At 33.6% G+C, this 12,311-nt stretch carries 14 protein-coding genes, 1 tRNA gene and 1 pseudogene; 4 read left to right on the plus strand and 12 right to left on the minus strand.

Annotated elements, in window-relative coordinates; genetic code table 11:
- Positions 1-26: 26 nt before the first annotated feature.
- Both recD and GQ589_RS08190 read right to left on the minus strand, forming a co-directional pair.
- Entirely contained in the window at positions 27-1,880 is a 1,854-nt protein-coding gene (gene recD, locus GQ589_RS08185; protein ID WP_160425499.1) for an exodeoxyribonuclease V subunit alpha, read from the minus strand.
- Between the two features lie 24 nt (positions 1,881-1,904).
- Positions 1,905-3,476 carry a DUF4139 domain-containing protein gene (locus tag GQ589_RS08190; RefSeq protein WP_160425501.1) on the minus strand — a complete coding sequence of 524 codons (1,572 nt, stop codon included), beginning with the start codon at positions 3,474-3,476 and terminating at the stop codon, positions 1,905-1,907.
- 245 nt (positions 3,477-3,721) lie between these two features.
- On the opposite strand from GQ589_RS08190, the gene nadR reads away from it, so the two are divergent.
- Complete coding sequence (nadR, locus tag GQ589_RS08195; RefSeq protein WP_160400145.1) at positions 3,722-4,957, plus strand: multifunctional transcriptional regulator/nicotinamide-nucleotide adenylyltransferase/ribosylnicotinamide kinase NadR; 1,236 nt, start codon at positions 3,722-3,724, stop codon at positions 4,955-4,957.
- Positions 4,958-4,959: 2 nt separating this feature from the next.
- On the plus strand, positions 4,960-5,649 hold the full coding sequence (gene pnuC, locus GQ589_RS08200; protein ID WP_160400146.1) for a nicotinamide riboside transporter PnuC: 690 nt from the start codon (positions 4,960-4,962) through the stop codon (positions 5,647-5,649).
- Positions 5,650-5,752: 103 nt separating this feature from the next.
- Here pnuC and GQ589_RS08205 read toward each other — a convergent pair whose 3' ends face one another.
- From GQ589_RS08205 to GQ589_RS08230, 6 genes are read right to left on the minus strand one after another with little or no spacing between them, the layout of a single operon-like run.
- Positions 5,753-6,379 carry a protein-L-isoaspartate(D-aspartate) O-methyltransferase gene (locus GQ589_RS08205; RefSeq protein ID WP_160400147.1) on the minus strand — a complete coding sequence of 209 codons (627 nt, stop codon included), beginning with the start codon at positions 6,377-6,379 and terminating at the stop codon, positions 5,753-5,755.
- A gap of 5 nt (positions 6,380-6,384) precedes the next feature.
- On the minus strand, positions 6,385-7,413 hold the full coding sequence (gene truD, locus GQ589_RS08210; RefSeq protein ID WP_160425521.1) for a tRNA pseudouridine(13) synthase TruD: 1,029 nt from the start codon (positions 7,411-7,413) through the stop codon (positions 6,385-6,387).
- Positions 7,414-7,428: 15 nt separating this feature from the next.
- Positions 7,429-7,914: a 2-C-methyl-D-erythritol 2,4-cyclodiphosphate synthase gene (ispF, locus tag GQ589_RS08215; RefSeq protein ID WP_160425502.1), complete on the minus strand. Its 486-nt coding sequence runs from the start codon at positions 7,912-7,914 to the stop codon at positions 7,429-7,431.
- 4 nt (positions 7,915-7,918) lie between these two features.
- Positions 7,919-8,635 (minus strand): 2-C-methyl-D-erythritol 4-phosphate cytidylyltransferase, encoded by a 717-nt coding sequence (gene ispD, locus GQ589_RS08220; protein ID WP_370516479.1) that lies wholly within the window; start codon positions 8,633-8,635, stop codon positions 7,919-7,921.
- Complete coding sequence (gene ftsB, locus GQ589_RS08225) at positions 8,632-8,928, minus strand: cell division protein FtsB (RefSeq protein WP_160425505.1); 297 nt, start codon at positions 8,926-8,928, stop codon at positions 8,632-8,634. The genes ispD and ftsB overlap by 4 nt, the downstream gene beginning before the upstream one ends.
- Before the next feature lie 21 nt (positions 8,929-8,949).
- Positions 8,950-9,267, minus strand: coding sequence for a TusE/DsrC/DsvC family sulfur relay protein (locus GQ589_RS08230; RefSeq protein ID WP_160400151.1), 318 nt, complete (start codon positions 9,265-9,267; stop codon positions 8,950-8,952).
- 193 nt (positions 9,268-9,460) lie between these two features.
- Here GQ589_RS08230 and GQ589_RS08235 point away from each other — a divergent pair.
- Positions 9,461-9,548, plus strand: a tRNA-Ser gene (locus GQ589_RS08235).
- 458 nt (positions 9,549-10,006) lie between these two features.
- Positions 10,007-10,210 carry a conjugal transfer nickase/helicase domain-containing protein gene (locus GQ589_RS08240; RefSeq protein WP_160425507.1) on the plus strand — a complete coding sequence of 68 codons (204 nt, stop codon included), beginning with the start codon at positions 10,007-10,009 and terminating at the stop codon, positions 10,208-10,210.
- 333 nt (positions 10,211-10,543) lie between these two features.
- Here the strand turns inward: GQ589_RS08240 and GQ589_RS12555 are convergent, their stop codons facing one another.
- The 4 genes and pseudogenes from GQ589_RS12555 to GQ589_RS12560 form a co-directional block, all read right to left on the minus strand.
- The gene (locus GQ589_RS12555) at positions 10,544-10,759 is read right to left on the minus strand and encodes a GNAT family N-acetyltransferase (RefSeq protein WP_370519428.1); all 216 of its coding nucleotides are present in this window, start codon (positions 10,757-10,759) and stop codon (positions 10,544-10,546) included.
- 34 nt (positions 10,760-10,793) lie between these two features.
- Entirely contained in the window at positions 10,794-11,045 is a 252-nt protein-coding gene (locus GQ589_RS08250) for a hypothetical protein (RefSeq protein WP_160425511.1), read from the minus strand.
- Between the two features lie 126 nt (positions 11,046-11,171).
- Positions 11,172-11,714, minus strand: a complete 543-nt coding sequence (locus GQ589_RS08255; RefSeq protein ID WP_160425513.1) for an IS6 family transposase — start codon at positions 11,712-11,714, stop codon at positions 11,172-11,174.
- Between the two features lie 140 nt (positions 11,715-11,854).
- A pseudogene (locus GQ589_RS12560) lies at positions 11,855-12,012 on the minus strand (rhodanese-like domain-containing protein); the annotation flags it as partial.
- Between the last annotated feature and the right edge of the window lie 299 nt (positions 12,013-12,311).

Here is a 12,311-nt window from a genome sequence, read left to right on the forward strand (position 1 = left end):
CTGTTTTTATTTGCTAAGCTTTAGTATTAATTATTATTCTGTAATAAATTCACCAAACCACTATGCCTTTCAGTTTGACTTTTGACTGCTTGTAATAAAATCGGTTCAGTCGCATAAATAGAAACCGTTTTTTTAGCACGAGTAATGGCGGTATAAAGCAATGAACGATTTAGCAATGGCGAATAGTCAGTTGGCAGAATAATATTGACATGATCAAACTCCGAACCTTGCGATTTATGGATAGTCATAGCATACGCTGTTTCATGCTCAGGTAATCGAAATGGCGAAAATCCTTTAATCGAACCGTCAGCAAAAGGGAAATATACTCGCAATTTTGAACTGTCGTGCTCAGCCATTAATGTAATGCCAATATCGCCATTATAAAGCCCTAATGAAGTGCTATTGCGCAAAATCATAATCGGTCGCCCTACATACCATGTTTCTTTGTTTTTTAATTGAATCAACTTATTTTTGGCTAATAGTAATTCAATTTGTTTATTTAAACCTTCTACGCCAAAATGACCTTCTCTTACTGCGCAAAGTAATCGGTATTCGGCAAATTTGGCTAAAACTAATGCGATATCGTTAGTTCCATTTTGTTTAATAACAGTTAAATAATGTTTATAGTGATGAATGCTATCATGTAAAACGTCTTCATAAACCTGCTGAGATGATAGCGGATGATAGCGGATATCCTCTAGCGACTCATTATCTGTTAATAATTTTTTAACGGTACTTAAGCGACCTTCTTTCACAGCATTAGCTAACAAACCAATGCCTGATGACTCGTTAAAACGGTAACTCTTTTGTAATAAGCAAATACTGTCAGTAATTGTTGCTGTTTGTTCGCAAGAAGGCACATTATAACCAGTTAATTGGCTTAGCTCTTTTGCACGAGGTTGACTATAACCTTGAGTAATAAAAGTACAAAGGTCACCAAATACAGCTCCAGCTTCAACAGATGAAAGCTGATCTTTATCACCAAGCAGAATTAAACGTGCTGAAACGGGTAACGCTTCTATTACTCTTGCCATCATATTTAAATCAACCATTGAGGCTTCATCAATAACCAACACATCAATATGTAATAGATTATTTTTGTTGTGTGTAAATGAGCTATTATCGGCTTTTGCACCCAATAAACGGTGTAAAGTGATCGCCTCGGCCTTTAGGTTTAATGATGTAAAATTGAGTTGTTCTATTGTTCGACTCAGTGATTCTGTTAACCTTGATGCCGCTTTGCCGGTTGGTGCTGCCGTTACAATTCGAGCATTAGGAGTGGTTAATAAAATCCCTGCTAAAATCTTAGCAACAGTGGTTGTTTTACCTGTTCCCGGTCCGCCCGAAATAATTGCCACTTTGCGTGTTAATGCCGCTGCAACAGCTACTTTTTGCCAATCAATTTGAGATTGCTGCTGAGTAAAAAGCTGATTCAGTATAGTGTTTAAATCAGAATAATCAGTGGGTTGTTCATTAAAAGTCGTATGATTGAAATATTGTGCGACATTCTTTTCGTCCAACCACATTCGTTGAAAGTAGAGTTTATTTTCAATAAATACAAGAGGCGACAAGTTTGTGCCATCGCTCACAACCTGACTATGGCGTGCTTGTTCAAGCGTGAAGATCCAATCTTGTTCGTTTGGTGACGCTAAAGCTAACCAAAGTGATGCATCTATAGTTGGAGTGGTTAGGCATGTCAGATCAAGACAAACGTGTCCTGCTCTAACCTCTTTACTTAGCGATAAAACCAAAAAACTAAAACGTTTCGCAGTAATATCATCACTTAACATCGCTTTATTCGTCAAAAACGTTGCCAAATGAATATCTAGCAAACTAATTTGGCTATCTTGTTTAAATTGGTTTAACCACTCGTTTAACATATTCTATTTCTGTTATTCACTTACTTATAAGCCAATTATATCGTTAACTTTGTCTTTTGGATAAGTCAGTTTAAAACTTAAATTAAGATTTTTATTTTCGTTTGGATTTAACTTAAATTTCCATAGTAATTCACCCGTTTCTTTATCATAATCTGCACCATCATATTTAGCATTATCAAGTGAAACGGATTTATTGACTATAATTGGTAATTGATCATAAACAATAATATCAATAGGTAATGTTTTGGCATTTTTTACATCAATGGTGTAAGCATATTTTTGTGAAATATCATTACCAAATAACGAAGGTTTTGATGTTTCATTAACATTACGATTACGAGCAATAAAAATATTTTTATCTTTTCCTAAAGAGATATCTAACGTCTCTTTTAGATTTTTAGTGGTAATAAAACTTTCACCAACATAATTACCATTAAAAAAGACCGTCGACTTTCCTGGTAAAAGGTTAAGTCTATCCCAATCAGTAATTTGTGCCTGTAAGTATACACTGCTATCTAATTTAGGCGTAGCTGTATAATGGTATTGTGCTTCCACTTCTTTATTTTGTAGTGTAAGAATATTACTTTGAGTATTTGATTTTATTGTATAAGGCAATTTAACCTCAAAACGCGTATTAATTCCTAATGTATTGGTTCGCGTATTATCATTAGGAGTTACAGACTTTGATTTTTTGGCGCTCATATCATCATATGAGGAAAAGAAGAAGCCCCCTTTTTCAGAATAGACATCAATACGCCAAGGGTATAAATTAGGTGCCGTTATACCATCACTAGGGTTTGAAGTTGATAAACTAAAATCAACATTTTGCCAATCTAAACCACTATTTTGATAAATATCCGCTTTATAAGTTAACTGTAACGGTGAATTGATATCAGCAACACGCACATCATAAATCGGTGTCCAACCAGCCTTATTAGTCACATAGGACAAGTTAACTGGCAGTGTAATATCTTTATCAGAATAAACTTTTACAATAATTGCATTTTTTGTGTTTTCTGCCGATGCTTTTTGTTTATCAATCTTATTTTTACATTGTACTATCTGCTGATCTATCTGATCGATTTGTTTTTGTAGTTTGTTTTGTTCGTTCAGTACTGTAACTAAATTAGTTTTAATAAAATTTAGTGCATTTTGCATTCCATTTAAATCATCATTGGCACCTTTAACTAACAAATCTAAACGATTTCCTTGCAAAAGAGTAACTTGTTCTGATACTGCTTTTAATTGAATTTCGACCGTATCGTGTTTTTCTTGTAACTTTTGTAATTCGTCAAGTAAAGATTGAATTTCTTGGTTTTCTTTACTGTCATCAATATAGTTATTATTGAATGTTGTTGATAATACTTTCACATTAGCATTATTACCAAATCCGACATTGATTGAATTAGCCTTAACGTCATTGGCAATTCCAGTCAATAAAATTTCATTTTCACCTTTAGTCAACGATACTGTTGATTGTCCTTGCAATTCTGCACCTTGTAAAAATAGCGTTACTTTATTAAGTGTTACATTACTATTTGCAAAAACACTGCTAGAAGCAAATACAATTAAAAAAGCTAATTTTTGAATTTTCATACCATTCCTTTTAAATAAATTATTCAAATTAAAAATTTGAATATAAATAACTTATATCTCAGTTAAAAAATAATGTTATTTCATATTATTAATAATAAATAAGTATTCACTATTTTAAGATTAATTTCTATAAAATTTAATAAATTGATATAAAAACAAATTATTTTTGTTTAGGATATTGAACAAAAATAAAATTTAATATATATTTTGTTAAAAATAAAAAACATAAAAATAAGGAGACTTTCATGAGTAGCTTTAGTTATTTAAAGAAAACAATCAAACGAAAAAATTTGTCACTACAAACTGTGGCTGATGCATGTCAAATGACTAAAGGTTATTTAAGTCAGCTTATTAATGATAAAATTAAAAATCCTAGTGCCAAAAAATTACAATCACTCCATCAATATTTACAAATCGAAAAGCCTGCCAAAGACAAAAAAGTGGGCGTTATTTTTGGTAAATTTTATCCTTTACATACTGGGCATATTTACCTTATTCAACGAGCAATTAGCCAAGTGGATGAGTTGTATGTGATACTTTGTTCTGATACGACTCGAGATATGGCATTATTTGAGCAAAGCGCCATGTCTCGCCAACCAACAATTAATGACCGCATTCGCTGGTTACTACAAACCTTTAAATATCAAAAAAATATCCACATCGAATTATTAGAAGAAGACGGTATCCCTGCTTATCCTAATGGTTGGCATGAATGGAGTGAACGCGTCAAAAAATTGTTTCAAGAAAAAGGTATAAATCCTGATAGCGTTTACTCAAGCGAACCACAGGATGTTGCGATGTATAAAGATTTATTTAATTTAAACACCGTGCTCATTGATCCCAACCGCCAATTTATGCAAGTGAGCGGTACACAAATTCGTCAAGCTCCGCTCCAAAACTGGCAATATATTCCAACAGAAGTTAGACCATTTTTTGTTAGAACGGTGGCTATTTTAGGCGGTGAATCAAGTGGTAAATCAACCTTAGTTAACAAACTCGCTAATGTATTTAATACTACCAGTGCTTGGGAATATGGACGAGATTATGTGTTTTCACATCTTGGTGGCGATGAACGTGCTTTGCAATATGCCGATTATGATAAAATCGCCTTAGGTCATGCACAATATATCGATTTTGCCATAAAACATGCCAATAAAGTTTCGTTTATTGATACCGATTTTGTCACCACACAAGCCTTTTGTAAAAAATACGAGGGTAAGGAGCATCCTTTTTTACAAGCGATGATTAATAATTACCGTTTTGATTTAGTGATTTTATTAGGCAATAACACCCCTTGGGTAGCTGATGGTTTACGCCATTTAGGTAGCCCGAAACAACGTAAAGACTTTCAACGACTACTCATTTCGATTCTTGAAAAAAATAATATTAATTACATTCAAATCGATTCGCCCGACTATGAAGAGCGCTATTTGCGCTGTATTGAACTCGTTAACCAACTTATTAACAATGAAGAGTATTAATTATGAATAAATTAAGCGACATTATTATTTTAATCGGACGCAATAAATTCTATCCATTATTTTGTATATTATGTGTAACATTGGTATTTTTATACACTGATCCATTTACTCAATTTGATATACGCTATACGGTTTCTTACATAGGCTCTTTTTGTGGTCTAGTCTGTGTTATTTTATTAGCAAAGCGTAAAAATATGGGTAATGTATTAGGCATGTTTGCTGGCGTTGCAGAATGTTCTGCTAATATTCTTGGCGGCAATATTGGTGCAGGATTACCATCAATTTACTATTTTTGTTCACATATCTATGGTTTACTTACATGGAAAAAGAACATGGATAATGATAAAAACGTTAAAGTCCGTTCACTAAGTGAAACTAGCTTTTTATATACTCTCATCTTTCTGATTGTTGCAGCTTTTATTAATATTTATCTAACTGATAAAATTGGCGCACCGAATACAACTTACCAACTTGTTATTAATTGTTTCATCTTTGGATTAGGTATGGTTGCTCAGTTATTACTGATGATGAGATACTCTTTTAACTGGTATTTATGGGTAATCTTAAATGTATTGGTCATTGTTTTAAATATCTATACCAACAATATTATTATCACAACACAATACTTAATTTACCTATTTAATGCTATTTATGGAATTTGTGAATGGAAGCGTTCTGCACAAAAAGAATAACTATCTAAAATTTTGTAGAAATTTTTAAAAAAATTACGTTTAAATATAAAAAAATAGAAAATAAAGCACTTATTTTCTATTTTTTATTTATGATGAAAAGTCATTATTCTATATCGCCTTTAACCAAAGGCACAAATATTACCTCGCCCATATTTTTAGCTACAAAACTATCGCCATTACGCTCAATTAATTGCAGGACTTGTTTATGTTCGCCGACAGGAATCACTAATCGACCTTTATCGGCTAACTGTTCTAGCAAGCGTTGTGGCACCTCAGATGCAGCAGCGGTAACAATAATGCCATCAAATGGTCCACGCTCAGGCCAACCTAACCAACCATCGCCATGACGCGTTGCAATGTTATGAATATCAAGTTGTTTTAAACGGCGCTTAGTATTCCATTGTAGGCTTTTTATTCGTTCTACCGAACAGACATTTTCAACTAATTTAGCTAAAACGGCAGTTTGATATCCAGATCCTGTGCCGATTTCAAGCACTTTGGAGTGAGGTTCTAATCTTAATAGCTCTGTCATCTTTGCCACAATATAAGGTTGGGAAATAGTCTGACCACTGCCAATTGGTAGCGGACGATTATCGTAGGCTTGATGCGAAAGTGCTTCGTCAACAAAATGTTCTCGAGGAACAGAGGCAATAGCATTTAAAACACGCTCATCTTTTATACCTTGTTGACGCAAAGATTTAATTAGGGATTGCATTTTTAAACTTTGCATTTGGGCTACTCATTTTCTATTATTAATTCACGAATCACACTTGTTGCATAGCAACCGGATGACAAATAAAATTCAAGCTCAATAGTACAACAATCTAGCCATTGCCAATTAAGCTGATGTGCTCGTAACAATATTGACCGCCTTGCTGTTTCTATTCGCTCTTTTTTAAACAGATCATTAAATTCAGACCAATTTTCTAGACATTTTTGCTCAAACTCTAACGCTTTACATAATGTACCAAGTGGTGAATCACCTATCATAGGGGCTGTAATATTAAGTTCACCGCTATCTAAGCGCTGTTGTAACAGTATTAATTCATCATTCTGTGCAACAAACCAACTACTGCGCTGTGCTAATTGTAATATATCGCCATCAAGCACGGTTTGCTGTAAATTTTGAGCAATTCGTTGGCTGACAATATCATTAAAAATTGCACTCCGTGCTGCCGAAAGATAAAAACTGCGTTTTTTGCGATCTTTTACCGAAATTTCGCCTTTAGCCCAACTTATGGCTTGAGTAATATTATTTCCATCACGACCAAAACGCTGTTCGCCAAAATAATTAGGCACACCGTGTTGTTTGATTAATGGTAATTTAGAATCGATTTCGGATTGTTCACTTAAATCTCTTAAAATAATTTTAAAATAATTACCCTTTAAAGCACCAATTTTTAATTTTTTATTATGTCGAGTAACGTCTAATATTTCACAACCGGCTAAATCAAATGCCGAAAAGTCAGGTGTTTGCTGACCTGGCATATGTAAACTAAACCACTGCTGAGTTACGGCATGACGATCTTTCAACCCAGCATAACTCACTAACTTTGGTGAAATACCAACATATTTGGCCAACTGTTCTGCCACAAATAGGGTATTACAATCACGTTTTTGCAAAAAAACTAAAACATGCTCACCGTCGCCAGTTAATTCAAAACCTAAATCCTCTGTAACAATAAAATCTTCGTATTGCTGTTTATATTGTCCTGTAGTGGTTGGTTCTCCATATAAATAATTAAGTTGTGCTAACACCTGTATTACCTATTTTAAAATTTAATCTATTTTGAGTTTCTTGGTTAATAATACGACGGCTTGGCAAGCAATGCCTTCTTTACGCCCTGTAAAGCCTAATTGTTCTGTCGTTGTTGCTTTAACGCTAATTTGATCAAAATGGACATTTAGATCTTCAGCAATATTTACTTTCATTTGATCAACATGGGGGCGCATTTTGGGTTCTTGTGCAATAATTGTGGTATCTAAATTTACTAACTCATAGCCTTTCGCCTGAACAAGGGCATACACCTCTTTCAATAATATTCGACTATCGATACCTTTATATTTTGGATCTGTATCAGGAAATAGCTTACCAATATCACCTAACGCTAACGCGCCAATCAACGCATCGGTTATGGCATGTAATACAACATCACCATCAGAATGAGCAATAAGACCATAGTGATAAGGGATCTTGACACCAGCAAGGGTTATTGGTCCCTCACCACCAAATTTATGCACATCAAAACCTTGTCCTATTCTCATACTTTTACCTATTTGGAGTTTGCTTAGTTAAATAAAAAGTTGCTAAAGCTAAATCTTCAGGGCGAGTTATTTTTATATTATCTCGACGACACTCAACCAATAAAGGATGTCCACCACAATATTCAACGGCTGAAGCTTCGTCAGTAATGGCAATACGGTCATTTAAAGCGTGTTGCAAACATGTTTTTAGTTCGCCAGCATTAAATAATTGAGGGGTTGCTGCGCCCCATAAATAAGTTCGGTCTTCAGAATAATCAATAACCGTATCATTATCTTGATAAGCACGCTTAACCGTATCACTAATACGCGTAGCTAATATGCCACCTTGTTTTTTATTGGTTACCGTTTCAATCAAGCGCGTAATATCATCATGATCAACACAAGGTCTTGCTGCATCATGAACTAACGCCCACTGTTTATCATTTAATAGTTGTAATCCTGCTAATACAGAATCAGCTCGAGTTTTACCGCCTAATGTAATTTTAATTTTATCATGCAAAGCGATCGAAAAAGTGCTAAATAGATGATCTTCAGGGCTAATTACAACAATAACTTGTGTAATTTGAGGATGTGTTAATAATTTATATAACGTATGTTCTAAAATCGTCTTTGCACCGATTTTTAGATATTGTTTGGGGATTTGGCTATTCATACGGCTACCAATTCCCGCTGCAGGCACGATAGCGATGATATCATTAAGATTATTTACGTTATGCATTATCGTTTTTTTGTATCCGAATCAATAATAATTCGATAAAAATATTCATTAGGTTTAACCATTCCTAAGTGACTGCGCGCACGCTCTTCTATTGCTTCATAACCGCGTTGTAAATCGTTAATTTCAGCAAACATTTGCTCATTACGAGCTTTTAATTTTTCATTATCAGCACGCAAATCGATTAACATATCAACATTATCTTGATAATCGTACACGTTATTTTTGCCATACCACAAAGAATATTGCAAATAACCAAGCACAGCCAATAGCAATAAAGGGAGCCTCCATCTTATCATGAGCTTAATATTATCCTTTATCTATATACATTTAACGGGTTTTGGCAAACCGGCAAGTTTAGTTGCTTGTTTAGCAGGACCGTCTGGAAATAACTTATACAAATAACGGCTATTACCCTTTTCTACACCAAACTTTTTTTCCATCGCTTTAACTAATGCGCGTATAGCTGGCGAGGTTTTATATTCTAAGTAAAAATCGCGAACAAATAAAATTACCTCCCAATGTGCATCCGTTAAATTAATTCCCTCTTTTACGGCCAATTCAGGAACCAATTCAACAGTCCAATCCTGCCAATTTTTTAAATAACCTTTATCATCGGTTTCTATCTGTTCTAACATTTTTTAAAATACGTTACTTAATTTGCATTGTATTATACTCAATTAATCAAAAACCAACACTAATTTTGATGAGGAATGCACCTTCGATTGCCTGATTTCCACAAAATTTGATGAAATTTAAAGCAAACGATAAAAAATATTAAAATAGCTATTTACAAATAAGCAAGTCTCCTTTAATATTCACAGCCATTGCGGAAGTGTGGCTGAGCGGTTGAAAGCACCGGTCTTGAAAACCGGCGAGGGGCGACCCTCCCAGAGTTCGAATCTCTGCGCTTCCGCCATCTTTCCTAAGTACATGTTAAAAAGCAATAACATAAAATAAAAATATTATTCAGTGTACCATTTAGTTTTAGATAGTATTACACAACACTATAATATGTCGTTTCTCAATTATCCTCAACATGTTAACATTTACTAAGTATTAATTACTAGCTAATCCATCCTGCTAATTTAGCAAAATTAGCAATAGTTATTTAATTTAAAGTTAATATCCTATTACTAACAAAAAAAACAATGTGACAAAATTCTTGCTCAAAGCAAGAGTCATAATATGAAAAGTATGACAACAGTAACACCTTTCTTATGAGATGATTATGATTAAGCGAGACCGAATTTCAAATGCGAGCTTATTAATAGTAATTATGATATAAAAAAATCAATAAGTTAAGTTATTTATCAAATCGTATATTATTGGCATTAAAATTCTTTGATTGAATTCACCAATATGGAAAAGAAAACAATGCAGAAAATCGATGACATAACCCCATTGGGTGAGCATTTTATGCAGTTGTTAAAAGAAGCCATTTTAACCCAAGAACTCATTATTAACGAACCACAATCTCTAGTACATACTGTAGATGATACTCTCCTTATTATAATACCGAGTATTTTTATGCGTTATGTGGGGGAATTTCCTCAGACACAAATTATCGCTAAATTATAGGTAAATCAGATGTGTATTTTCATTTTCTGCTATCTTCATAAAGTTTTCTACTTATTCTTTGTTTCGCAAATACGGTTTAATTTGAAACGCCATTGACTGAACTAATCCAAGCTCATCTTTCAGGCAGATTATTGAACTTTGATATCAAACTAGGGATATCTGTACAGCAGAAAAGTTGCGCCTAAAACAGCGAAATGGCGATAAATAGTCTCTTATCTAGAGGTATTTAGGTCTAAATATAACCCTAAATTCCGCAAAAAAAGCGCAGTTAAAAATTTAGTTTGAGCTACTACAGTTGAATGAAGCTTTACCGTACAAAGGTCTCAATAAAAATCAAAGTGGTTTATACATATGGTAATTTATAAGTATCTGGTTTTTTCTGGATATTTTATTAGCTCGCTTTATTTTAAAACCCCATTTTTTGAAAATTGGCATGGCCACTTTTGAAGCATCTACACTTAATTGTGAAAGCTTTTTCTGATGGGCCAAGTCAAACACATGGTCATAGAGTTTTCTAGCTATGCCACACTTTTGAAAGTCAGGATGCACATACAGACAGTCTATGTAACCATCATCTCTAAGTTCAATAAACCCCCGCAAGGCTTGAGCCAAAGATAGCCATCCAAGGCTGAGTGTTATCTAAACGTTCTAACCACTTCTGATAATCTGGTGGTGTTGAGCACCATGCTTCTTGCTGTGCTTTGCTATAAATATCGGTATCAATAGCATGAATAGACGAATGAAACAAATCGCATATTTCAGAGGCATAGAGTGAAGAGTATGGTTTTACTTCGATTTTAGATGCAACATTACCCAATTTGTTTCCTATTTTCATTATGATTTACCCTAGTAAGACTTTACACTTCAATATCGCCAACATTGACATGGCTGGCTTCCGTTTAATAGTTTCGTGAATATCCACATCAATAGCTAAGTATGGTTTGCGCCATGTTCTGCTTTTTTACTTTACATTTACCAAAAACTTTAAGATCTGTCGAGTCAATAACGAAATATCGAATAGTCCTCTCGTCTTATTGCTATATTTGGTGTAATTAGAAAGTAATGTTTTAATTGGTTTGATATAGCTTTTAAGCTTGTTTGTAACTACTGTAGTTAAAGTTTGTTTAGTATTTTCTCTTATCTTTTTAAGAAAACGTTTTGCTGCGTTTCTGTTCCTTTTTTCTTGAACTAACACATCAATCGCTTGACCATCTTGGTCAACGGCATACCACAAATAAACACGTTTACCGTTGATCTTGTAAAAGGCTTCATCCATATAAACATAATCACCATACTGTTTTATCTTTCTAATTCTTTTGGCGTAGGTTTTGCCAAATTTAATACACCAATAACAAATAGATTCATAAGTTACATAGATGCCTTTTTGCATCATAATAAGTTCAATATTACGATAGCTTAACGTGAAACAATAATAGAGCCATACGCAGTGGCTAATAATAGTGGCAGGATAACAATGTCGTTGATAGATTTTACTTGTTTTCATCTGTATGATTGTGCTAAGAATGAGTTAACTTGACAGTATCAATGAGCCATTTTTTTTAACATTATGGTGACAACTCAACCAGTAAGGCTAGCTCCAACAATAATAAAGTGATATTTTTTTAATTATTTTTTTCTTATAAGTTAATAACCACAATTAATTTCCGTTCCAGATTTAGGTTCATCACCTTCAGTAGCAAAACCATCTCTTTTCCACCCATCAATTCTTTGACATTAAACCCTAAAGCTAATAATTTCAAACAAGTTTTCGTAGAAGTGTTACATCCAATTCCATCAAAAAAAAGTTAAAATAGTTAGTCAATAAATAATTTTTGACACTCAAAATTTAGGTTTGACTTTGATTGAACACCATATTACTTTAATTCATAGCAGTCCAAAACAATCAATTCTAAATACCCCCCCCTAAAAAATAAAACCTAAGCAATAAACCATCGTGCACCGTGTGCTCTGCTATTGGCTGAAAGAGTTTTTGTAACTATCCCCTAAAATAGTACGGCAAAAAAGTAGAAAATTCTCTATGATAAAAGAAAAGGGGATTTAATTATGAAAAAAATGACTGAACATCAAACCGTCGCTATTT

It is taken from the genome of Gilliamella sp. Pas-s27, assembly GCF_009795865.1.
Classification (GTDB): domain Bacteria; phylum Pseudomonadota; class Gammaproteobacteria; order Enterobacterales; family Orbaceae; genus Gilliamella.